The organism is Nocardiopsis sp. Huas11 (genome assembly GCF_003634495.1).
In the GTDB taxonomy this organism is placed as follows: Bacteria; Actinomycetota; Actinomycetes; order Streptosporangiales; family Streptosporangiaceae; genus Nocardiopsis.
In genome coordinates, this window is sequence record NZ_RBKY01000001.1 from 7,050,466 (window position 1) to 7,072,099 (window position 21,634).

The following is a 21,634-nucleotide window of genomic DNA, read 5'->3' on the forward strand; positions in this document are numbered from 1 at the left end:
CTCACCCGGCCGGAGCGGGCGGGATGTTCTGGTTGAGGTGGAACACGTTGTCCGGGTCCACCGAGCGCTTGATCGCGGCGAGCCGGTCGTACTTGGCCTGCCCGTAGGCGGCACGGACGCGCTCGGTTCCCTCCTCCATGAGGAAGTTGACGTAGGCACCGGACTCGTGCGGCGCGAGGTCGGACCAGAACCCGCGGGCCCAGGCGCGCTCCTGAGCGAAGCCCTCCTCGGTCGCACAGGTCGCGTTGATGTTGAAGGTGTGGCCCGACGAGCGCCCGGAGAACGCGGTCTCGTCCTCCCCGACGCGGGCCAGCGCGCCGCCGCGCTGGAAGATCGGGAAGGCGGTCAGCGGTGAGGTGAAGCGGGTCGCCCGGTCGGCGGTCAGGTCGATCACCTCGTCGGTGAGCACGTCGACGTCCCTGGACTTGAAGTAGTACCAGCGGCCGTGTGGGAAGGAGGGGTCGAACATGGCCTGGAACCGGATGAAGGGCTGGGGCGCGCACAGGTCCAGCACGGGTGAGCCGAACCGGCGCAGGGGCGCGAGGAAGCGCTCGCCCTGATCGATCGGTCCCACCCAGCAGCACACGACCATGACGACGGGAGCGCCCCACAGCTCGGCCGGGACGTAGTCCACCGCCGGGGCGCGGCGGTGCACGATCGCCGTGGTGAGGTCGTCGGGTGCCTCGCTGATCCAGTCCCGGTAGAAGCGCAGCAGACGGGCGGAGTCGGCCATCCGCCACACCACGGGGCCGGCCAGCACGGTGGGGCCGACCGGGTTGAGCCGGAACTCGAACTCGGTGACGATGCCGAAGTTGCCTCCGCCGCCGCGCACGGCCCAGAACAGCTCGGCGTTCTCCGTGGCGTCGGCGCGGACGGCCTCTCCGCCGGCCGTCACCATCTCCACCGCGGTGAGCTGGTCGATGGTCAGCCCGTACTTGCGCATGAGCCAGCCGATGCCGCCGCCCAGGGTCAGCCCGGCCAGCCCGGTGTGGGTGACGATGCCGGCGGGCACCGCCAGCCCGAAGATCTGGGTGGCGGCGTCGAGTTCACCGAGGAGCACCCCGGCCTGGACCCGGGCGGTCCGGGTGTCGGGGTTCACGCGCAGCCCCCGCATCCCGGACAGGTCGATCACGACGCCGCCCTCGCTCAGCGACTGGCCGGGGAAGCTGTGGCCGCCGCTGCGGACGGCGACCTCCATCTCCTGCCCGGTGGCGAAGCGCAGCGCCTCGATGACGTCGGCGGTGTCGGTGCAGTAGGGGATCAGGGCGGGCCTGCGGTCGATGGCCCCGTTCCAGACGCGGCGCCCCTCGTCGTAGCCGGGGTCCTGGGGGCCCAGGAGGCGGCCGTGGAAGGTGCGCCTCAGCTGCCGCAGTTCGGTCGGCGCGATCCCGGTGTGCGCGGTGTGCCCGGTGTGCGTGGAAGCGTTCATCATCCATCCTCCATGAGCGGGCGGCGCCGCCCGGGGACAGGCGGTGCCCACTGCTTCCACCGTAGGCGCGCGAGGCCACCGTGGTGTGATCCAGGCCACATTCGGCCACGCGTGAGAGGGCGCCGGCCGCGGGACCGCGCCGACCGGCGCGATCCCGCCCCCGCGGCCGGGCACGGGCCCGGCCTCACTCGTACTCGGTGCCGCCCTTGCGCGTGAGGTAGTCGTCGGAGACGACCTTGACGATGGCCCTGCCGCCGAGCACCTCCGAGTGGCGCTCGCGGGCGGGGCGGACCACCAGCCCTTCCCGCAGGTGCACGGACCGACCGCTCCACGTCTCGGTCCCGCCCGCGGCCGCCAGCAGCGCGTCGGCGTCGTAACCGCCCTCGAACAGGCGGGGCACCGCGGGCAGCCCCACCGAGTCCAGGAGTTCGTGCAGCTCGGCGGAGTCGACCCACACGCGTTGGCCGCCGAGCTCCATGGCCACGTCGAACACGGCGTAGCCGGGCCGTTCGCCCCGACCGGTCTCCCCGTAGCCCAGGTCCTGCACACCGGCGCCGAAGACCTCGCCGAAGACGCCCACGCGGGCGGCCCCGTAGCGCTCGGCGATCTCGCGCGCGGCCTTGGGCACACCGTGCGCGGTCACCGCCCGCCAGTAGAGGTTCTGCTCCGTGCGGGCCAGGCCCTGGCGCCTGGACGCGAAGCCCTTCGACGAGCAGTACTCCTCACCGGTCTCGGCGACGAACGTGAACAGGCACGCGGTGCCGTGGATCTTCTCCGTGGCCACGACGGGCTCGCCGGGCTCGAAGACGTCCGGATAGCGCTTGACGTTCTCCACGTCGATCCAGGGCAGCAGGTCGGCCGCGGGAACGAGGTCACCGCTCATGTGGACCGGGATCTCCGGAACCCACTTGGTGACGCCGAGCTCCTCGGCGAAGTCGGTCCCGGCCGTGTGGGCCGCCGCCAGGTCCGCGTCGGCCAGCAGGGCGGGGCGGCAGACGATGCCCTGGGAGAGCTCCCCGCGCAGTCGGATCGCGCGCACCCGGTTGCGCTGGGACCCGGCCAGCCGGCCCGTCAGGCCCAGTTCCTCGACCAGGCCGGCGGGCAGGAGGGCGCTCTCGGGGATGTAGACGGCCCAGTCGCCGGTGCGGTAGGCGCCCTTGGCCACGACCGCGCGGTACAGGCCCACCTGCGCGAGCTCCAGCGCGTCGGCGTTGGGGTGCGGGTGGATCGTGAGGCGCTCGGCCGTGACCCGGAGGGTGGACATGGTGGTCCTCCATGTGCGGGGGGCGCCTTCGGTCGGCGCCCCGGGCACGCCCCACTATGGAGGAGCGGTTCCCCTCCCCACAAAGGGTTTTGGGCCGTTTTGGACCCGGCCGGCTCACTCCGCCGCGGCGGCCGCCCGCTCCCGCGGGCCGCGTGCGAACTCGCCCCCGGGCGCGCGGGTGGCGACGGCCAGCACGCCCAGGCCGACGAGCGTGATCAGGGCCCCCGACCACAGCGGCGAGGTGTAGCCGAGGCCGGCGGCCAGTCCGAGGCCGCCCACCCAGGCGCCGAAGGCGTTGCCCACGTTGAAGGCGGCGATGTTGGCGCCCGAGGCCAGCGTCGGCGCCCGGTCGGCGAAGGCCATGATGCGCATCTGCAGGCCGGGCACGGCCGCGAACCCGACGCCGCCCATGAGCAGCAGCGCCACGAGCGCCGCCCAGCGCAGGTCGGCCAGCAGCGCGAACGCCGCCAGCACGAGCGCCAGCGCCGCGAAGACCACGAGCAGGGTGCGGACGCGGTCGCGGTCGGCGAAGCGGCCGCCGAGCAGGTTCCCCGCGAACATCCCCGCGCCGAACAGCACCAGCAGCCACGGCACGGTCGCCGCGGCGAACCCGCTGACCTCGGTCAGGGTGAAGGCGATGTAGGTGAACCCGCCGAACATGCCGCCGAAACCGAGCACGGTGACCAGCAGCGACAGCCACACCTGCCCGCTGGCGAAGGCCCCGAACTCCCGGCGCAGCCCGCCGGGCGCGCGGTCGCCCGCCCCGCCCGCGGCGGGCACCAGCGCGGCGATCCCGACGAAGGCCACCACGCCGATGGCGGTGATCGCCCAGAAGGTCGAGCGCCATCCCGCGGCCTGCCCGAGGAAGGTGCCGAGCGGAACGCCGAGAACGGTGGCGGTGGTCAGGCCGGTGAACATGATCGAGACGGCTGCGGCCGCGCGCCGGGGCGGGACGAGCCCGGCGGCCAGGACCGAGCCGATCCCGAAGAAGGCGCCGTGGCACAGGGCGGCGATGATCCGTCCCGCCAACATGACCCAGTACTCCGCGGCCGTCGCCGAGACCAGGTTCCCGGCGATGAAGAGCAGCATCAGCAGCAGGAGGGCCCGTTTGCGGTCCACGCGGTGCAGCAGCGCGGTCAGGCCCACACCGCCCACCGCGACGCTGAGCGCGTAGCCGGAGATGAGGTACCCGGCGACCGTCGGGCTGACGCCGAAGTCGGCGCCCACCTCGGGAAGCAGGCCCATGATGACGAACTCGGTGAGGCCGATACCGAAGCCCCCGATGGCGAGGGCGTAGAGCGCGAGCGGCATGAGGAGGACTCCTCGGAGGGACGACAGATCATTGCGCGCACACTAGTTGCACACGCAACCAAAATAGTTGCACACGCGCTCTATCCGCGCAATTGGCTATCCTGTGCTCCGCGGCACGCACGCCGCCGGACGGGAAGGACCGCCATGGGCATCGCCGACGACGCCGTCGAGATCCGCGCACGGGGATGGCGCACCCTCGCGGCACTCCACGGCCTCATCGAGACCGCGTTGGAGAAGGCTTTGCAGTCCGAGCACGGCCTGTCCGTGGTGGAGTTCACCGTGCTCGACGCCCTCAACCGGCAGGACGGCTGGCACATGCGCATGCGCCAGCTCGCCCGCGCGGCCGCCCTGTCCAACAGCGCGACCACGCGCCTGGTCACCCGGCTGGAGGACCGCGGCCTGCTCTCCCGCTACCTGTGCGCGGACGACCGCCGGGGCATCTACACCGAGCTCACACCCGCCGGCATGGCCCTGCTCGCCGAGGCCGTGCCCACCCACGACCGGGTGTTGCGGGAGGCCCTGGACGAGGGCGGCCGCACGCCCGAACTCGCCCCGATCGTGGCCGCGCTGCGCGACCTGGCTCCGCCGCCGGCCGGCTAGGCGGCCCGGAAGTCCGGCCGTCCGGGCGGCCCCGGACAGACGAACGGCCCGCCGGGAGGTCCCGGCGGGCCGTGCTCATGGGGCCGACGGCTCAGTGGCCGCCGTTGAGGGTGCCCGTCAGCTCCTGGTGCAGCGAGGCACTCGGCTCGTTGAGGCCGATGATCTCGACCTCGACCTCGTGCTTGCGGAAGTGCTCGGCCACGTGGTCCAGGGCGGCCACCGCCGAGGAGTCCCACACGTGCGCCTCGGTCATGTCCACGACCGCCTTGGTCAGCCCCTTCTCGGCGTAGTCGAAGCGGCCGATCAGTTCGTTGGTGGAGGCGAAGAACAGCTCACCGTGCACCGTGTACACCCGCGTACCGCCCTCGGGGTCGAGCACGCTGGTCACGTCGGCCTGGGTGGCGGCCTTGCGGGCGAAGGAGATCATCGAGACGATCACGCCCACGATCACGCCCAGGGCCAGGTTGTGCGTGGCCACGACCACCGCCACGGTCACCACCATGACCAGGGTCTCCGACCAGGGCATGCGCTTGATGGTGTTGGGGGCGATGCTGTGCCAGTCGAAGGTCACGATCGCCACGAAGATCATCACCGCGACCAGGGCCGCCATCGGGATCATCCCGACGATGTCGCCGAGCCCCACGCACAGGATGAGCAGGAACACTCCGGCCAGGAAGGTCGAGATCCGGGTGCGGGCGCCGGACTTGACGTTGATCATCGTCTGGCCGATCATCGCGCAGCTCGCCATGCCGCCGAAGAAGCCGACCAGCACGTTGGCGATGCCCTGTCCGCGCGCCTCGCGGGCGTGGTTCGAGGAGGTCTCGGTCTGGTCGTCGACGACCTTGGCGGTCATCAGCGACTCCATCAGACCCACCAGCGCCAGGGTCAGCGCGTAGGGGCCGACCAGGGTCAGGGTGTCCAGAGTGAAGGGCACGTCCGGGATCAGCGGCACGGGGATGGTGTTGGGCAGTTCACCCTCGTCGCCCACCGTGCGGGTGTTGAGGCCCATCGCGATCGCCGCGACGGTGAGCACCACGATCGCGACCAGCGGCGCGGGGACGACCTTGGTCAGGAGCGGCAGGCCGAAGATGATGCCCAGACCGATGGCGACCATCACGTAGACCGGCACGTCGAAGTCGGTCAGGTAGGGCATCTGGGACAGGAAGATGAGGATGGCCAGGGCGTTGATGAACCCGGTCATCACGCTGGGCGGCACGAACCGCATCAGCTTGGCCACGCCCGCCAGGCCCAGCGCGACCTGGATGAGGCCGGCCAGGATCGTGGCGGCGATGAGGTAGTCGACGCCGTACTCGATGGACAGCGGCGCCACGACCAGGGCCATCGCGCCGGTGGCGGCGGAGATCATCGCGGGGCGGCCGCCCAGGAACGCGATGGACACCGCCATGACGAAGGAGGCGTACAGGCCCACGCGCGGGTCGACCCCGGCGATGAGGGAGAACGCGATGGCCTCGGGGATGAGCGCCAGCGCGACGACCAGCCCGGCCAGGACGTCGGCGCGGATCTGGGCGGGGGCGGGGATGCGGGACTTCAGTGACCCTCGTCGGGTCTTCACCGGCAGATTCAACGAGAACCCATCTGGTTTCGGGCAGCCCACAGCGAGGACCGCGGTGATCAGGTCAGGTGTCACGGCGACGGCGCGCGAGCAGCAGGCGTGCGACTGTGCGTCGGCGGTGCGTGTGTCGGTCCCGGTACGGCACCGGAGGTGCCCCGGGGGCGCGGCCGCGTCGCCGCGGCCCGACCGTGTCCGTCTCGAACGGCCGGGAGGAACGGGGTGTCGCCACGTGGGATGGCCACGGGCGCCAACGGGTCAAACTTTACCGTTACGTGAGAGTTCGTGTCACGCTGCGCGACTGAGACAACTCTCACAAGGGCTCGGCCGGAGCCGTTTTTCCTGACAAGAGCCGAATCCGCCCGCTGGGACCGGCCGATCCCGATGATGACCCACGGTGATGAAAGTGGACGCGCGCCTCGGATGTTCACACCGTCGGACCATGATCGGACCGCGCGGCCCTAGGCCCGCGTCGGCGGCTCCCCCGGCCAGCCCGTGTTCGGCGCGCTTTCGGAGTCCGCGGGCGCGGGTGTGGCGTGGTGTGAACGCGGTCGCGGAGGGCGGGCGAAGAGGACCGCGCCGGCGACGAGCGCGCACAGCAGCGCCAGTCCCAAGATCCCGGGCCGATAGGAGCCCGCCCACTGGTAGGCCAGGGACAGCAGGATGGGCCCGACCGCCGTCGAGGCGACCACGATCGACTGGGTCAGGCCGCGCAGGGAGCCCAGATTGGCGGTGCCGAAGTAGTAGGGCAGCGCGGCGCTCTCCACCGCCCGCGCCCCGGACGCCGCCGATCCGAGCGCGATCCCGTAGGCGAGGGCGCTCGGCCCGGGGCCGACCAGGGGCAGCAGGACCAGGGCGAGGGCGTGCATCGCCATCGCCGCGCTGAGCAGCAGCTTGGGCGAGTAGCGGTCGGCCGCGGCGCCGAACAGCAGCGCCGCGCCCAGCCCTGCCACGGTCTGCGGCAGGAAGTTGGCGGCGGCCTGGGTGGCGGTGAGCCCCTGCTCGCCGAGCACGGAGATCTGGTGGAAGAAGACCGCGGTGGACACCAGCCCGCTGCACGCGACGGCGGCGGCCATCGCCCAGAAGACGGACGTGCGCGCGATCGCGCGCAGCGGCCACTGCGGGGCCGGCGGCGGCGTCGACCCGTCCGCACCGGACCCCTCCCCCGCGGTCTCGACCCGCACGACGCCGCGCAGCCCCCACACCACGATCGGCACGACGACGATCCACACCAGCGCCGCTTCGGCGGCGAAGGTGTAGCGCCAGCCGACCAGTGCGATCAGCCGTTCGGCCAGCAGGGGGAACAGCGAGATCCCGGCGGCCCCCACGGAGCTGGTGATCCCCAGGAGCGCGCCGCGGTTGCGCGTCACCGAGATGGCCACGGCCGTGGTGGCGATCAGGGTCATACCGCCCTGGCCGAGGGCTCGCGCTCCGACGAAGCCCACGGTCAGTCCGACGACCTCCTGCACGCACGCGAGGCCCACCAGGAAGGCGCCGAATCCCGCCGCCACGAAGGCCAGGACGCGCCGGACTCCGAACCGGTCCACCGCCCGGCCGATCCAGGGCAGGGCCAGCGCTCCGCCGAGGGTGCCCACCATGTAGGCGAGGGAGACGGCCGACCGGCCCACGTCCAGGTCGGTGATCATGTGGTCGACGAAGACGGAGATGCCCGCCGTCTGCCCGGGCCCGCTCAACGCCATGGCGAGGGCGGAGGCCGCCACGATGCGCAGCGTCCCGCGGGGGCGCGCGTCGGGGGCGGAGGCGGGCGGGCCGGGCTGTACTGGCTCGGAGGACAGGGGGACTCCTGTGGTGCGGACGTGCGCGACCGCCGGACGAATACGGCCGCCGTCCCCAGTATCTCTTGGTAAGCCCTTTCCAGCACATCCGGGGTCCCATGATCCCCTGTGTCACCGGCGCAGACCGCGCCCCCTGGCGGCGGGGGCGCCCCGTGCTCTAGCTTCGGGACATGAAATTCCTCGTACGCGAACGCGTCTTCGACATCGGTGACGACTTCTGGGTGACCGACGAGCAGGGGAACCGGGTCTACCTCGTCGACGGCAAGGCCATGCGCCTGCGCACGACCTTCGAGCTCAAGACCCCCGACGGCACCGAGCTCATGAAGATCCGCAAGAAGCTGTTGAAGGTGCGCGACCAGATGCGGATCGAGCGTGACGGGGACACCGTGGCGACCGTCCGCAAGCGCCTGCTCAACCCGCTGCGCGAGAAGCTGCTGGTGGACGTGGCCGACGGCCCGGACTGGGAGGTCACCGGGAACTTCCTCGGCAAGGAGTTCGTCATCGGCGACGAGCACGGCACGGTCGCCGTCGTGTCGCGCAAGTGGTTCCGGATGCGCGACACCTACGCCGTCGACGTCAACACCCACCGCGGGGACATCGGCGGGGACCCCGCCCTCGTCATCAGCGTCGCCGTGGCCGTCGACGCCCTGACCGGGGACGACGGCGAGGGGGGCGGGGACGAGGACTGACCCCCTCCCCCTGCCCCTCTCCCCCGGCGACGCGGCCCCGCCCGCCCCGGATCAGACGTTCCGGGGCAGGCACCCAGGGCAGGCACCCAGGGCAGGCACCCGGGTCGGGCACCCGGGATCAGGCGTCCCTGCGGTGGAACAGCACCACCGCCACCACACCCACCGCGGCCACCCAGGCGAGCATCACCGCTCCGCCCTGGACCGCGGTGAGGTCGTGGGCGTAGTCCGCACCCTCGCGGAACATCAGGGCGCCCGCACGGTCCGGGAGGAAGTCGGCCAGGTCGGTGGCCACGGAGAGCAGTTGGGACCCGGCGAGCGCCAGTCCGACCAGCACCACCAGGGGGACCACCGCGTTGCGGACCACGACCGTGAGCCCGGCGGCCAGCAGCGCGATCAGCACCCAGTACAGGACCGCCCCGGCCAGGTGGCCGGCCACGGGCGCCTCCCACATCCGCGACCACGGCAGGCCGTGTTCGCCCAGCCCCGCCTGGGCGGCGACGAAGGACCCCGGCACGGTGACCAGGGCCGCCGCCAGTGCCGCGCCCGCCAGGGCCGCCGCCTTGGCGGCGAGCAGTCGGAGCCGTCCGGGCACCGCGAGCAGGGAGGTCCGGATCTGCCCGCCGGCGTACTCGCCGCTGACGGCCAGGACCCCCAGCACGATCATCCCCAACTGCCCGACGCCGGAGGCGTCCATCCCCCACCGGCCGGGGTCGTAGTCGCCCACGATCACGGACGGGTCGGTGTCCATGGCCTGTGCGAGCGACCAGCCGGACACATAGCCCAGCCCCACCGTCACGGCCACGGTCGCCGCGCACGTGATCAGCACCGAGGGCAGGGTGCGCAGCTTGAGGGCCTCGGAACGCACGGTGTCGAGCACGGTCACACACCTCCCGTCGGGGTCGTGAGCGCGAAGAACGCCTCCTCCAGCGACGGGTGGCCGCCGGTCACCTGCGCCGGAGTCCCCTCGGCGACGAGGCCGCCCCGGTCGATGACGACCAGGTGGTCGGCGATCCGCGCCATCTCCGCCATCAGGTGGCTGGAGAGGAGCACGGTGCGGCCCTCGTCGGCCAGGCTCCGGACGAGGGAGCGCATCCACCGGATGCCCTCCGGGTCCAGTCCGTTGACGGGTTCGTCCAGGACGACGACCCGCGGGTCGCCCAGCAGCGCGACCGCCAGGTTCAGCCGCTGCCCCATGCCCAGGGAGAACGCGCGCACACGGGTCCGCGCGGCGCGTTCGAGGCCCACGCGTTCCAGGACCTGGCCCGCCCGCGCGGGCGGCAGGCCGTTGGCCCGGGCGATCCAGGCCAGGTGGGCGCGCGCGGTGCGCGCGGGGTGGGCGCCGCCGACGTCGAGCTGGGCGCCGACCACGCTCGCGGGACGGCGCAGCTCGGCGTAGCGGCAGCCCTCGATGAGGGCGCGGCCCCGGTCGGCCCGGTCCAGGCCCAGGAGCACGCGCAGGGTGGTGCTCTTGCCGGCCCCGTTGGGCCCGAGGAAGCCGGTGACCCGGCCCGGCTCGGCGGTGAAGCAGAGTCCGTCCACGGCCGTGTGCCGGCCGTAGCGCTTGGTGAGTCCGCGGATGTCGATCATGCGCCCATGCTCGCGTCGCGGGCGGCCGCGGCACATCGGCCCTGAGCGGACACTCCCGGTGTCCGCTCAGGGTGACACCCGGGCCGCGCCGGACGGAGCGGGGCCATGCCGGGGAGGGCGGTGCCGCGCCGCGCGGGCCGGGGCTCACTCCCGGTGTGCGGCGTGGACCAGGCCGTTCTCGTAGGCGAAGACCACCAGCTGGGCGCGGTCGCGGGCGTCGAGCTTGGCCAGCAGGCGGCTGACGTAGGTCTTGACGGTGGCGTGGCTGAGCGTGAGCCGCGCGGCGATCTCGGCGTTGGAGAGCCCCCGCCCGATGAGGGTGGCGACCTCGCGCTCGCGCGGGGTCAGCGGCGGCCCCTGCCAGGGGGCCGGCGCCGGTCCGCTTCCGGAGGCGACGACGTCGGCGATGAGCCGGCGCGTGACCTCGGGCGCGAGCAGCGCCTGGCCGTCGGCGACCACGTGGACGGCGCGCAGCAGCTCCTCGGGGCTGGTGTTCTTGAGCAGGAACCCGCTGGCCCCGGCGCGCAGCGCGGCGTAGACGTACTCGTCGAGGTCGAACACGGTGAGGACGATGACGCGGGTGTGCCCGTTCGCCGCGCAGATGGCCCGGGTCGCCGCCAGCCCGTCCAGGTCGGGCATCCGCACGTCCATCAGCACGAGGTCCGGGACGTGCAGCGCGGCCAGGTCCACCGCCTCGCGCCCGGTGCGCGCCTCGCCCACGACGCTGAGGGCGGGGTCGGCGTCCAGGAGCATGCGCAGCGAACCGCGCAGGAGGTCCTGGTCGTCGGCGATCAGGACGCGGACGGGTTCGGCGCGGGCCGAGGGGGCTTCGGGCGGGGTCATCGCGAAGGCCTCCTGCGCGGTGGGTCGGTGCGCGCGCCGTAGGGCAGGCGGGCGTGGACACGGTAGCCGCCACCGGGGCGGGGGCCGGCCTCCAGAGTGCCACCGTGCGCGGCGACCCGTTCGCGCATGCCCGCCAGTCCGGTCCCGCTCCCGGGTGAGGGGCTCCGCCCCGGGGCCGGCCCCGTGTCGGTCACCTCCACGGCCACGGCCGCGGCGTCCGCGGTGACGGTGACCGCGCATGTGGTCCCCGGTGCGTGCCGGACCGCGTTGGTGAGCGCCTCGCGCACCAGCCGGTGCACGCTGACGGCCGTGTTGGGCGGGACCGCGTCGGCGCCCTCGACCGTGAGACGGCAGGTGAGGCCGGTGGAGCGCGCCGTCTCGACCAGGTCGGCCAGCCCGTCCATGCCGGGTTCCGGTTCCAGGGGCGCCGAACCGTCGGCCCTCAGGCCGCGCAGGAGTCCGCGGAGTTCGTCGGAGGCGGCGCGGGTGGTGGTCTCGATGTCGGCCAGGGCCGCACGGAGGGCGTCGGGATCCTCCGCGGCGTACCGGGCGACTCCGGCGCGCATGCCGACCGCGCCCAGGGTGTGGGAGACGACGTCGTGGACCTCCCGTGCCAGGCGCAGGCGTTCGCGGGTCCGGGCCGTCTGGGCGGCGGCGGCCAGGGCGCGCTCCTCCTGCCGTCCGCGTTCGTGCACCGAGCGGCCCAGCAGCCACGCCGTGCCGAGCAGCGCGGTTCCGACGACGGCCGTGCGCACGGGTTCAACGGAACCGGGTGGCAGGGAGCCCCCGACGGACGCGGCGAACAGCACCGCGATCACCAGGAAGAGGGCGTGGTGCGGGCGGGCGGTGCCCGAGCGCGCGGTCAGGGCGAGCGGGTAGAGGGTCCAGGCGGCGGCCGTGAGGTGGTCGGTGCCCCATCCGGCGGCGGTCAGGACGACGCTCGCCGCGAGCACGGCGCCGAAGGCGGCGGCCGGCCACCGCCAGCGCAGCAGGATTCCGGCCGCGACGACGCCGAGGAGGGCCGCGGCCGCCCACTGCTCCGGTCCGGCCCCGGCCCGGAGCAGCGCGGGCCAGCCGAAGACGCCCGCGTGGGCGAGCGCGAGCACGGCGTCCGCGGCCAGCCGTCGGCGGGTGGCTCCGCCCCGGGGGTCGAGGGCGGCCCAGTGGCGTTCGGGCGCGTCCACGCTCAGTACCCGGTCTTGCCGTCCGCGCGCTCGCGCAGCAGGTCGGCGTGGCCGAGGTGGCGGGCGTACTCGGCGATGAGCTTGACCAGGACCACGCGCAGCTGGATCGGGTCGCCGCTGCGCAGCTCGGTGCCCGTGGCGTCCAGGGACTCGGCGACGTCGGCGACCGCCCGGGTCCGCTCGATCTCGGCCCGCCAGACGGCGATGTCCTGGAACGGGTCCCCGTCCAGTCCGTCGAAGTCCTGGTCGGGGTCGTCGTCGGAGTAGTACAGCATCGGCACGTCCTCGCCGGCGAACTGGATGCGCAGCCACCAGCGCTCGACTCCGGCCAGGTGGCGGACGAGTCCGTGCAGGCTCAGGGCCGAGGGCTCGACCGCGCGGGTGGACAGCTGCTCGGCGGTGAGCCCCTCGCACTTGGCCGCCAGGGTGGCGCGCTGCCAGTTCAGGAAGGCGGTCAGGACCGTGCGTTCGTCGCCGACCAGGGGCGGGGCGGACCGGTCGGGAGCGTCCATGGCCGGGCTGAGGTTCTGCTGTGGGATGCGGTGCATGCGCCCCAGCCTGCACCAGGGGCCCGACCTTCGCCACGGTCGGCGGGAACGGTAGGCAGCTGTAGTGTCCGGCCCCGCCCCCATGGCCCAGAATGTCGGATGCGCCGCCGATCGAGGCGGGCGCGTGCGTGGAAAGGGGTGCGGGGATGGGGTTCGGCTGGGGAAGGTCGCGGCGCGCGGGAGGGTACCTGCTCGTGGCGCTGGGATCGGGAATGCTCTCGCTGGTCATGGTGCCGCTCACCGTGGTGGCGGCGCTGACGGTGCTGATCGGCGGTCTCGGGCTGCTCCTGGTGCCCCGCTGGCTGGGAGTGGTGCGCCGGTGGGCCGGCTGGCACCACAGGCGCGCCGCCCGCCTGCTCGGGATACCGGCCGCACGCGTGCCCGGACCCGAGGGGAAGGGTCTGGGCGCCCTGCTCAAGGCACCCGCCACCCGCCGGGACCTGGTGTGGCTCGTGCTCTTCTCGGTGACCGGCGTGGTGGCCGGACTCACGGCCGTCGTGACGGTCGGCTTGGCGGTCAACGTCGCGCTACTGCCGTTCTGGTGGGTGTTTCCGGAGGAGGACGGCCTGGGGGTGTTCGGTGTGCCGGTGACCGGCTGGGGCACCGCCCTGGTCGGGATCGTCCTCCAGGTGCCGCTCTTCGCCGCCATGGCCGCCCTGGTGCTGCCTCCGGTGGCCAGGGCGCTGGCACGGATGAACTTCCGGCTGCTGGCCCCGTCGGAGGCGGAGCTGCTGGCGGGTCGCGTGGACGAACTGGCCCGCACGCGCGCGGACGTGGTCGACGCCCACGGCGCGGAACTGCGGCGCATCGAACGGGACCTGCACGACGGCACGCAGGCGCGCCTGGTCTCCATCGCGATGCAGCTCGGGGTGGCCCGCGAGGCGGTCGAGGACCCGCGGGTCGCGACCCTGCTGCGGAACGCGCACACGGGCACCGAGGAGGCGATGACCGAACTGCGCGACGTCATCCGGAGCATCTACCCGCCGATCCTGGCCGACCGCGGCCTGGTCGGGGCGCTGCGGGCGCTGGCCGCCCGCACGACCGTGCCCGTGCGGCTCGACGCCGGTGAGCTGGGCACGCTGCCGGTGGCGACGGAGACGGCCGCCTACTTCGTGGTGACCGAGACGGTGGCCAACGCGGTCCGGCACAGCGGCGCCTCGACGGTGTGGGTGCGCCTGGCGCGCGAGGACGGCCTCCTGCGGGTGGGTGTGCACGACGACGGCGCGGGGGGCGTGGACGAGAGCCGGGGCAGCGGTGTGGTGGGCATCCGCCGCCGGGTCGCGGCGCTGGACGGGACCGTGCGTGTGGCCAGCCCGGTGGGCGGTCCGACGCGGATCGACGCGGAGCTGCCGTGCGGATCGTGATCGCCGAGGACAACGTGCTGCTCTCGGCCGGGTTGGAGCTGCTGCTCTCCACCCGCGGGCACGAGGTGGTGGAGGTGGCCGGGGACGCGGAGGCGTTCTCCGGCGCGCTGGAGCGGCACCGGCCGGACCTGGCCATCGTGGACGTGCGGCTGCCGCCGCGCTTTCGGGACGAGGGCATCCACGCGGCCATCGAGGCGCGCCGCCGCTACGAGGGCCTCCCGGTGCTGGTGCTCTCGCAGTACGTGGAACGGGACTACGCGGGCGAGCTCCTGGCCGACGGGCGCGGCGGGGTCGGCTATCTGCTCAAGGACCGGGTGGGCCGGGTGGGCGAGTTCGTGGACGCGCTGCGCCGGGTCGCCGACGGCGGCACCGTGATGGACCCGGAGGTGGTGCGGCAGCTCCTGGCCGAACGTGCGCGCGACCCCCTGGAGGCGCTGACCCGGCGCGAGCGCGAGGTCCTCGCCCTGATGGCGGAGGGGCTGGGCAACGGCGAGATCGCCGAGCGGATCGTGGTCACGGAGAACGCCGTGCACAAGCACATCGGCAACATCTTCGCCAAGCTCGGGCTGGCCCCCACCGACACCGGGCACCGGCGGGTGCGCGCGGTGCTCGCCTACCTCGAACGCAGGTGAGCACCGCGCGGCCGGTCACGGCACGGGAGGGGCCGTCTCCTCGGCGGCGGCGTCTCGGACGGCGCGCCGGTTGAGCAGGAGTCCGGTGCCGGCGGCGGTGAACAGCATTAGGACGCCGTACACGGCCGAGGGGATCGCGATCTCGGTGTTGTCGAGCAGGGCGGGGCTGAGTGCGATGGCCAGGGAGAGCGTGGTGTTGTGCAGGCCGATCTCCATGCAGGAGGCGATCGCCTCGGGTCGGCCGGTGCCCAGGACGCGCGGCGCCCAGTAGCCGATGGCCAGGCTGGCGAGGTTGAAGAGCACGACCATGACGCCCACGGCGGCGATGTAGCCGCCGATGGAGTCGAGCTCCTGGTACACGGCGGTGAGGATGACGCCGATGAGGACCGCGACGGAGGCGATCTTGACCGGGCGCTCCATCCGCTGCGCGAAGGCCTGTGCCTTGGCCCTCAGCACCATGCCGATCGCGACGGGGATCAGGATGATCGCGAAGACCTGGAGGACCTTGTCGGCCTGGAGGCCGAGGGTGTCGCCGTCGCTCATGAAGTGGGCGAGCGCCAGGTTGGTGATCAGCGGGAGGGTCACCATGGCGGTGAGGGAGTTGAGCGCGGTCAGGGAGATGTTGAGCGCCACGTTGCCGCGGAAGAGGTAGCTGTACAGGCTCGCGGTGGTGCCGCCCGGCGAGGCCGCGAGCAGCATCATCCCGACCGCGAGCGCCGGCGGCGGTTGGAAGAGCAGGACGAGGCCGAGGCACAGCAGCGGCAGGACGACGATCTGGCAGCCCAGGATGAGCGCGACCGTGCCGGGGACCCGCAGGAGGCGGGCGAAGTCGGCGGTGGTCAGGCTGAGCCCGAGTCCGAGCATGATGACGGCCAGGGCCGCCGGGAGCGCGATGGTGGCGATGCTGGAGTCCAAGGAGGCACCTCGGGTGGGGCCGCCGGGGCGGCTGCGGGGGGCAGGGCCGTGCGGCACCGTGCACGCGTGGAGTCGCGCCGCTCCGTGATCTGCGTCTCAGTGCCGTACTGGTCGGTATCGTGGCACGCCGCCGACCCCCTGACAAGGCCCGGGCCCCGCCCTCCGCTTCCGGCCGCTCGCGGCCGGGCCGCCGGTCAGGCGGCGGGCCAGGAGCTCCCGGTGAGGTCGTAGGCCAGGTGGAACCACACCTTGCGGATGCTGGGGTGGCCGTTGTCGCCCCACGCGGTGGCGAAGCTGTCGACCAGGGCCAGTCCGCGCCCGTTCTCGGCGGTGAGCTGGTCGCCGGCCAGGGCTCCGGCGCTGAGGGGGCCGTCCTCCCCCGACACCGCCCGGCTGGGGGTGCCGCTGTCCCGGCAGACCAGGGTCAGCCCGTTGGGGCCGCGGGTGACCCGCAGCACGAAGGTCTGGCCCTGCTCCCCCGACCGGCTGTGCCGGATCGCGTTGGTGGCCAGCTCGGTGCCCAGGAGCGAGAACACGTAGCGGAACTCGCTGTCCCGGCTCGCCGCACAGGTGTCCAGGAAGGCGCGGGCGAGCGGGACGCTCGCGGGCTCGCCGGGGAACTCCCAGTGCCGCTTGGTGAAGGGCACGGGCGTCCGCCCGTTGAAATAGTGCCGGTACTCGTCCGGTACCCCCGAGAGGACGGAGCCCTCCGCCTGGGCCAGGGTGGGCACGGAAACGAGCGTGGGCATGGGTGACTCCTTGGCGACGACCGGAACCCGGGGCTCGCGGTCGAGGGTGGTGGCGGGCGACGGGCAGGAGGGCGCCGGGGAGGGGGCGGCCGGGGGAGCGTCCTGCGCCGACGGGGGAGGCGTGAGCGACGGCTACGACCTTACGCGATGATCTCCTTACGGGACAGGGGATGCGCGTGTGGCGCGTATCGGAATGCTCATCCGGTCCGGGGCCGCGGGCCCGCCGGCCCGGACCCGCGAGGTCCCGGGTCCCTCACGCCAGGTCCGCCAGCGCGGCCTCGGCCGCGGACCGCGCGCTCTCGCGGTCGGCGTCCACCAGGGCCACCCTGGTCCGGCGCTCCAGGAGGTCGTCGACCTCCAGCGCACCCTCGTGGCGCACGCCGAACCGCAGCTCGGCGCCGGTGACCCCGCACGCGACCGGCTCCAGCAGGGCCGGGTCGCCGTCGGCCTCGGCCAGCACCGCGGGCGCCTCGGCGCCGTACCGGGCGACCAGGCGCCGGGGCGCCGCGAGGTCGGCCAGTTCCGCGCGGTCGGCGGCGCCCACCAGCGGCAGGTCCCGGGTACGGCAGGGGCCGGCGTTCAGCCGGCGTTCACGCACGGCCGTGTCGACGGCCTCCTGCGCCATCGCCCGGTAGGTGGTCAGCTTGCCGCCGACGACGGTGACCGTGCCGTGCGGCGAGACGGTGACGGCGTGTTCACGCGACAGGTCGGCGCTGTCCCCCACCCCGCGCAACAGCGGCCGCAGCCCGGCGAAGGAGCCGCGCACGTCGGACCGGCGGAGCCGGGTGCGCAGCGCGCGGTTGATCTGGGCGAGCAGGAAGTCGACGTCGCCCTCGGGCACGGCGGGCACGTGCGGCGGGGCGCCGTCCACGGGCTCGTCCGTCAGTCCGACGTAGACGCGCCCGTCCGGCTGGGGCAGGGCGAAGACGAACCGGGAGGTGCCGCCGTCCACGGGGACGGTCAGCGCGGCCCGGGGGTCGCCGAGGGCGGCCGCGTCCACGACCAGGTGGCTGCCGCGGCTGGGGCGCAGACGCACCCCGGGGTCGAGTTCCCCGGCGTGCACCCCGGTGGCGTTGACGACCGCGCGGGGCCGCACGGGCACCAGGCGCCCGGTGCGTTCGTCGCGCAGGAGCACGCCGTCGGCGGTGACGCTCTGGGCGGCGCAGCGGGTGATGACGCGGGCGCCCTGCCCGGCGGCGGTGCGGGCCAGGGCGACCACGAGCCGGGCGTCGTCGACCAGTTGGCCGTCGAAGGACAGCAGGCCGCCGCGCAGCCCGTCGACGGCCACGCCCGGCAGCAGGCGGCGGGTCTGGACGGGGGTGAGCAGGCGCGGGGGCGGCAGGACGGCCGACCGGGTGCCCGCGGCCCGGCGCAGGACGTCGCCCATGCCGGTACCCGCCCACATCAGCAGCGCCTGGGCGGCCGGGGTGTCCCGGTGGACGGGGATCACCATCGGCAGGGTCCGCACCAGGTGGGGCGCGGTGACGGTCATCAGCAGATCGCGTTCGCGCGCGCTCTCGTAGGCGATGCCGAACTGGCCCTTGGCCAGGTAGCGCAGCCCTCCGTGGACGAGCTTGGAACTCCAGCGGCTGGTGCCGAAGGCGAGGTCGTAGCGCTCCACCAGCACGGTGGAGAGCCCGCGCGAGGCCGCGTCCAGAGCCGCGCCGGCCCCGGTGACCCCGCCGCCGATGACCAGCACGTCCACCTCCGGGCGCTCCTCCAGACGCGCGAGGTCGGCGGAGCGGCGGGCGGCGTTGAGCGAGGTCGACGGGTGCACGGCGGCACGGCCTTTCTGACGGAGGTGCGGGGTGAGGGGGCGGCGGGCGGGTCGCGCTCGTGGGCGGTGCTAGGGCGTGTATGACGGATGCCGCCCGTCGCGAGCGGCGTTCCAGTGGTGGCCTCGCAAGGCCGAAGAAGGAAGCATCCTGGTATGGCTGTTGACTGATGAGAACGCAGTGAGGGTGCCGCTGGGGCGTCGCGCAGCAGGGTGAGTGTCCGTCATACACGCCCTAGTCGGCGGCGCCCGAGAGGTAGCCGTCCAGGAGGGTGGCCAGCTCGCCGACCAGGGCGTCCTCGTCGAGCAGGTCGGCGAACAGACGGCGGGAGGTCACGGTTCCCTGGACGGAGACGAGGACGAACCTCGCCAGCACCGCGGGGTCGCCCGCGCGGACCGATCCGTCGCGCTGGCCGTCGGCGACGACCGGCTCTACGAGGTCGAGGGCGGCCCGGTGGCTCGTGCCCAGGCGGTGGAAGGTGTAGGTCGCCAGGAGTTCGGGCTCGGTGTCGACGATCCGGGTGAACAGCGGGTGGGCCAGCAGTGCGCGCGCGACACCGGCGGCGTGCCGGACCAGCCGGGCGCGGACCGTCTCGCCGTCCGGTCCCGCGGCGTCGGAGGTCTCCTGGGCGAGGAGGATCCGCCGTAGTTCGCGGGTGAGCAGGTCGGCGACGAGCGCGGTCACGTCGGGCCAGCGGCGGTACACGGTCGGCCGGCTGACCTCGGCGCGGCGCGCCACGTCGGTCAGGGTCGTGCGGCGCACCCCGAACGACTCGACGCAGACCAGGGCCGCGTCCAGGATCCGATCCTCAACGTTACGTTTTGACTCCATGTGTAAAACTGTAGAGCATGGCTCACGACGACACGAACGCCCCCCGACGCCCGGCCGGCACCGCCCCGGAGATGAGCTGGTTCGGCTGGGGCGACCCCGCCCGGGCACGCCCCCTGGACCCGGGTCTGCGCGACCTCATCGCCCAGGTCCTGCGCGCCCGCCCCCAGGACATGCCCCCGGTCCCCGAGCACGAGGTCCGCCTGCCCGCGTCCCGACTGGACCCGCGCACGCGCGCGCTGTTGAGCGCGGTCACCGGCGAGGCACACCTGGCCGACGACGACGCCACCCGGCTGCGCCACTGCGGCGGCAAGAGCACCCCCGACCTCCTGCGGCGCCGCGCCGGCTCGGCGGATCCGGCACCGGACGCGGTCCTGTACCCGGCCGACCACGACGAGGTCGTACGCCTGCTGGAGGTGTGCTCGGACCAGGGCGTGGCCGTGGTCCCCTTCGGCGGCGGCACCAGCGTGGTGGGCGGGCTGACCCCGCTGCGCGGCGGATTCGACGCCGTGGTCGCCCTGGACCTGCGGCGCCTGGACCGTGTGGTCTCCTTCGACCCCGCCTCGATGACCGCCGTCCTGGGCGCGGGCGTGCGCACCCCGCACGCCGAGGCGATGCTGGCCGAGCACGGCTGCACCCTCGGGCACATGCCCCAGAGCTACGAGTACGCGACCATCGGCGGGTACGCCGCCACCCGCTCCAGCGGCCAGGCCTCCTCCGGGTACGGCCGGTTCGAGGACATGGTGGTGTCCCTGCGCGCGGCCACCCCGCGCGGCACCCTGGCGGCGGGCGGACCGCCGGCGTCGGCGGCCGGACCGGACCTGCGCCGCCTGCTGCTGGGCTCGGAGGGAACCCTGGGCGTGATCACCGAGGTGGGCGTGCGCGTGCGCCGCCGCCCGGAGAGGGTGCTGGACGAGGCCTGGTCCTTCCCCGACTTCCGTACCGGCGCCGAGGCCCTGCGCGCCCTGGCCCAGTCGGACTCGCGCCCCACGATGGCGCGCGTGCTGGACGAGTCGGAGACCTTCGTCGGAGCCGCCCTGGGCGGACGAGAGGCCACGCCCGGCTGCCAGGCCGTCGTCGGCTTCGAGGGCACCCAGGCGGAGGTGGACGCGCGCGCCGCCGCGGTCGGCGCCGCCCTGGCGGCCGCGGGCGGGACCCGGCTGGGGCCGGAACCGGTGGCGCACTGGCGGGAGAACCGCTTCTCCGCGCCCTATCTGCGCGACACCCTCCTCTCGGCGGGGATCCTCGCCGAGACCCTGGAGACCGCGGCGAGCTGGGCCGACCTGCTGCCGCTGCACGCGGCGGTCTCGGACGCGCTCACCGCCGCGCTGGAGGGCGACGAGGGCGGCTCCGTGGTCATGTGCCACGTGTCGCACACCTATGCCACGGGCGCCTCGCTGTACTTCACGGTGGCGACGGCGGCGGGCTCGGCGCCCCTGGAGCGCTGGGAGCGGGCCAAGCGCGCCGCCTCGGACGCGGTCGTCGCGCACGGCGGGACCATCACGCACCACCACGCGGTGGGCACCGACCACCGGCCGTGGATGGCCCAGGAGATCGGCGCGCTGGGCGCCGACGTCCTGCGCGCCGCCAAGGGGGCGCTCGACCCGCGCGGAATCCTGAACCCCGGCAAGCTCATCCCGTGACCGGCGGGCCCGCCGGTGCCCCGGAAGGGGGCACCGGCGGGCCTCACACGCGCTCGCCCTCCCGGGAGAGCTGCCGGTCCAGCTGTCCGGCGAACCGTTCGAGGAAGCCGAGGAACTCCCCCTCGTCGACGCGCCCGTCCTGGGGGTGGCTGACCGAGACCACGGCGTTGGCCGAGCTGAAGTAGGCCTGGGCGTGGCTGCCCCCGCTCTCCCACTCACCGTCGGTGTAGTCGGCGACCACCGCGTAGCCGCCGTCCCCGGCCGAGAGCTCGGTCCAGCCGTGGACGTCGACCTCGAAGCTCTGGCCCGGCAGGTCCTGGCCGAACCGTCCCTCCTCCAGGTCCAGGATCCCGTCCTCGATCTCCTCGCGCCGGTTCTCGATGCCGGCCAGGCCGACCTCGGCGTCGTAGAGGGCGACGTAGACGTTCAGGACGTGGTCGCCGGAGCCTTCGGACACCACGCAGTCCAGGCTGCCCCGGAACCCCTCGTTCGCGGTGGTGTCCTCGTGGAGCGAGACCTCGTCGACGCCGGTGAACCGGCCGTCGACGCGCGGCCGGTCGGTGTCGGGAACGGCGTCGAGCAGGTCCGCGGGGAGCAGGTCACCGCACGACGGCAGGGCGGCGTAGGGGCGTGACTCGGCCACGGACCAGACCACGAGGCCCGCGCAGGCGACCAGGAGCAGTGCCCCGGCCGCCGCGACGCCGATCCACAAGCCCCGGCGGGGACTGCGGCCTGGCTGCCCCGGGTGCCCCGGCGGCCCCGGGTGCCCCGGGTGCCCGGGGAACGGGAGCCCCTGCGCCGGCGGCACGCGAGGGTGCGCCCCGGGCGGGACCGGTTGGTGGGGCCGGGGCGGGCCGCCGCCGGGCGGCCCGGGGAACGGCGGCTCTCCCGGCCGGCCGGGGAAGGA

At 74.0% G+C, this 21,634-nt stretch carries 20 protein-coding genes; 5 read left to right on the plus strand and 15 right to left on the minus strand.

Going from position 1 to position 21,634, the window contains the following annotated elements:
- Position 1: 1 nt before the first annotated feature.
- The 3 genes from DFP74_RS31540 to DFP74_RS31550 form a co-directional block, all read right to left on the minus strand.
- Positions 2-1,429, minus strand: a complete 1,428-nt coding sequence (locus DFP74_RS31540; protein ID WP_121188643.1) for an FAD-binding oxidoreductase — start codon at positions 1,427-1,429, stop codon at positions 2-4.
- A 184-nt stretch (positions 1,430-1,613) separates the two neighbouring features.
- Positions 1,614-2,693 (minus strand): RNA ligase (ATP), encoded by a 1,080-nt coding sequence (locus DFP74_RS31545; RefSeq protein ID WP_121187487.1) that lies wholly within the window; start codon positions 2,691-2,693, stop codon positions 1,614-1,616.
- Between the two features lie 114 nt (positions 2,694-2,807).
- Entirely contained in the window at positions 2,808-4,004 is a 1,197-nt protein-coding gene (locus DFP74_RS31550; RefSeq protein ID WP_121187489.1) for an MFS transporter, read from the minus strand.
- 144 nt (positions 4,005-4,148) lie between these two features.
- On the opposite strand from DFP74_RS31550, the gene DFP74_RS31555 reads away from it, so the two are divergent.
- Positions 4,149-4,604 (plus strand): MarR family winged helix-turn-helix transcriptional regulator, encoded by a 456-nt coding sequence (locus DFP74_RS31555; protein WP_121187491.1) that lies wholly within the window; start codon positions 4,149-4,151, stop codon positions 4,602-4,604.
- 91 nt (positions 4,605-4,695) lie between these two features.
- Here the strand turns inward: DFP74_RS31555 and DFP74_RS31560 are convergent, their stop codons facing one another.
- Positions 4,696-6,177 carry a SulP family inorganic anion transporter gene (locus DFP74_RS31560; protein ID WP_233571251.1) on the minus strand — a complete coding sequence of 494 codons (1,482 nt, stop codon included), beginning with the start codon at positions 6,175-6,177 and terminating at the stop codon, positions 4,696-4,698.
- A gap of 458 nt (positions 6,178-6,635) precedes the next feature.
- Positions 6,636-7,874 (minus strand): MFS transporter, encoded by a 1,239-nt coding sequence (locus DFP74_RS31565; protein WP_121188644.1) that lies wholly within the window; start codon positions 7,872-7,874, stop codon positions 6,636-6,638.
- A 266-nt stretch (positions 7,875-8,140) separates the two neighbouring features.
- Between DFP74_RS31565 and DFP74_RS31570 the strand changes: the two genes are divergently transcribed.
- Positions 8,141-8,659, plus strand: a complete 519-nt coding sequence (locus tag DFP74_RS31570; RefSeq protein WP_121187496.1) for an LURP-one-related/scramblase family protein — start codon at positions 8,141-8,143, stop codon at positions 8,657-8,659.
- 118 nt (positions 8,660-8,777) lie between these two features.
- Here the strand turns inward: DFP74_RS31570 and DFP74_RS31575 are convergent, their stop codons facing one another.
- The 5 genes from DFP74_RS31575 to DFP74_RS31595 all read right to left on the minus strand — a co-directional run bounded on the left by DFP74_RS31575 (position 8,778) and on the right by DFP74_RS31595 (position 12,821).
- Positions 8,778-9,542 carry an ABC transporter permease gene (locus DFP74_RS31575; protein WP_233571252.1) on the minus strand — a complete coding sequence of 255 codons (765 nt, stop codon included), beginning with the start codon at positions 9,540-9,542 and terminating at the stop codon, positions 8,778-8,780.
- Positions 9,539-10,246 carry an ABC transporter ATP-binding protein gene (locus DFP74_RS31580; RefSeq protein WP_121187498.1) on the minus strand — a complete coding sequence of 236 codons (708 nt, stop codon included), beginning with the start codon at positions 10,244-10,246 and terminating at the stop codon, positions 9,539-9,541. Before DFP74_RS31580 ends, DFP74_RS31575 begins: the two co-directional genes overlap by 4 nt.
- A gap of 144 nt (positions 10,247-10,390) precedes the next feature.
- On the minus strand, positions 10,391-11,089 hold the full coding sequence (locus tag DFP74_RS31585) for a response regulator transcription factor (RefSeq protein ID WP_121187501.1): 699 nt from the start codon (positions 11,087-11,089) through the stop codon (positions 10,391-10,393).
- Positions 11,086-12,273, minus strand: a complete 1,188-nt coding sequence (locus DFP74_RS31590) for a sensor histidine kinase (RefSeq protein WP_233571253.1) — start codon at positions 12,271-12,273, stop codon at positions 11,086-11,088. Before DFP74_RS31590 ends, DFP74_RS31585 begins: the two co-directional genes overlap by 4 nt.
- 2 nt (positions 12,274-12,275) lie before the next feature.
- Positions 12,276-12,821, minus strand: coding sequence for a DinB family protein (locus tag DFP74_RS31595; protein WP_121187503.1), 546 nt, complete (start codon positions 12,819-12,821; stop codon positions 12,276-12,278).
- A 146-nt stretch (positions 12,822-12,967) separates the two neighbouring features.
- Here DFP74_RS31595 and DFP74_RS31600 point away from each other — a divergent pair, with 146 nt between their 5' ends.
- Both DFP74_RS31600 and DFP74_RS31605 read left to right on the plus strand, forming a co-directional pair.
- Positions 12,968-14,185 (plus strand): sensor histidine kinase, encoded by a 1,218-nt coding sequence (locus tag DFP74_RS31600; RefSeq protein ID WP_121187506.1) that lies wholly within the window; start codon positions 12,968-12,970, stop codon positions 14,183-14,185.
- Positions 14,173-14,817, plus strand: a complete 645-nt coding sequence (locus DFP74_RS31605) for a response regulator transcription factor (protein WP_121187508.1) — start codon at positions 14,173-14,175, stop codon at positions 14,815-14,817. Before DFP74_RS31600 ends, DFP74_RS31605 begins: the two co-directional genes overlap by 13 nt.
- Before the next feature lie 15 nt (positions 14,818-14,832).
- Here DFP74_RS31605 and DFP74_RS31610 read toward each other — a convergent pair whose 3' ends face one another.
- The 4 genes from DFP74_RS31610 to DFP74_RS31625 form a co-directional block, all read right to left on the minus strand.
- Positions 14,833-15,732, minus strand: coding sequence for a bile acid:sodium symporter family protein (locus DFP74_RS31610; RefSeq protein ID WP_121187511.1), 900 nt, complete (start codon positions 15,730-15,732; stop codon positions 14,833-14,835).
- Positions 15,733-15,926: 194 nt separating this feature from the next.
- Complete coding sequence (locus DFP74_RS31615) at positions 15,927-16,481, minus strand: ATP-binding protein (RefSeq protein WP_121187513.1); 555 nt, start codon at positions 16,479-16,481, stop codon at positions 15,927-15,929.
- 253 nt (positions 16,482-16,734) lie between these two features.
- Positions 16,735-18,258 (minus strand): glycerol-3-phosphate dehydrogenase/oxidase, encoded by a 1,524-nt coding sequence (locus DFP74_RS31620; protein ID WP_121187516.1) that lies wholly within the window; start codon positions 18,256-18,258, stop codon positions 16,735-16,737.
- A 232-nt stretch (positions 18,259-18,490) separates the two neighbouring features.
- A complete protein-coding gene (locus tag DFP74_RS31625; protein WP_121187518.1) occupies positions 18,491-19,087 on the minus strand; it encodes a TetR/AcrR family transcriptional regulator in 597 nt (198 codons plus the stop codon).
- Between the two features lie 17 nt (positions 19,088-19,104).
- Between DFP74_RS31625 and DFP74_RS31630 the strand changes: the two genes are divergently transcribed.
- A complete protein-coding gene (locus tag DFP74_RS31630; protein WP_233571254.1) occupies positions 19,105-20,727 on the plus strand; it encodes an FAD-binding oxidoreductase in 1,623 nt (540 codons plus the stop codon).
- A 43-nt stretch (positions 20,728-20,770) separates the two neighbouring features.
- On the opposite strand, the gene DFP74_RS31635 is transcribed toward DFP74_RS31630, so the two are convergent.
- Positions 20,771-21,439 carry a hypothetical protein gene (locus DFP74_RS31635; RefSeq protein ID WP_121187523.1) on the minus strand — a complete coding sequence of 223 codons (669 nt, stop codon included), beginning with the start codon at positions 21,437-21,439 and terminating at the stop codon, positions 20,771-20,773.
- Positions 21,440-21,634 lie beyond the last annotated feature (195 nt).

Bases quoted from the DNA above. Each gene is read 5' to 3' on its own strand.
- DFP74_RS31630 (WP_233571254.1), top strand. From the start codon at position 19,105: ATGGCTCACGACGACACGAACGCCCCCCGACGCCCGGCCGGCACCGCC.
- DFP74_RS31600 (WP_121187506.1), top strand. From the start codon at position 12,968: ATGGGGTTCGGCTGGGGAAGGTCGCGGCGCGCGGGAGGGTACCTGCTC.
- DFP74_RS31550 (WP_121187489.1), bottom strand. From the start codon at position 4,004: ATGCCGCTCGCGCTCTACGCCCTCGCCATCGGGGGCTTCGGTATCGGC.
- DFP74_RS31540 (WP_121188643.1), bottom strand. From the start codon at position 1,429: ATGAACGCTTCCACGCACACCGGGCACACCGCGCACACCGGGATCGCG.
- DFP74_RS31585 (WP_121187501.1), bottom strand. From the start codon at position 11,089: ATGACCCCGCCCGAAGCCCCCTCGGCCCGCGCCGAACCCGTCCGCGTC.
- DFP74_RS31615 (WP_121187513.1), bottom strand. From the start codon at position 16,481: ATGCCCACGCTCGTTTCCGTGCCCACCCTGGCCCAGGCGGAGGGCTCC.
- DFP74_RS31565 (WP_121188644.1), bottom strand. From the start codon at position 7,874: ATGGCGTTGAGCGGGCCCGGGCAGACGGCGGGCATCTCCGTCTTCGTC.
- DFP74_RS31555 (WP_121187491.1), top strand. From the start codon at position 4,149: ATGGGCATCGCCGACGACGCCGTCGAGATCCGCGCACGGGGATGGCGC.
- DFP74_RS31570 (WP_121187496.1), top strand. From the start codon at position 8,141: ATGAAATTCCTCGTACGCGAACGCGTCTTCGACATCGGTGACGACTTC.
- DFP74_RS31545 (WP_121187487.1), bottom strand. From the start codon at position 2,693: ATGTCCACCCTCCGGGTCACGGCCGAGCGCCTCACGATCCACCCGCAC.
- DFP74_RS31625 (WP_121187518.1), bottom strand. From the start codon at position 19,087: ATGGAGTCAAAACGTAACGTTGAGGATCGGATCCTGGACGCGGCCCTG.
- DFP74_RS31580 (WP_121187498.1), bottom strand. From the start codon at position 10,246: ATGATCGACATCCGCGGACTCACCAAGCGCTACGGCCGGCACACGGCC.
- DFP74_RS31595 (WP_121187503.1), bottom strand. From the start codon at position 12,821: ATGCACCGCATCCCACAGCAGAACCTCAGCCCGGCCATGGACGCTCCC.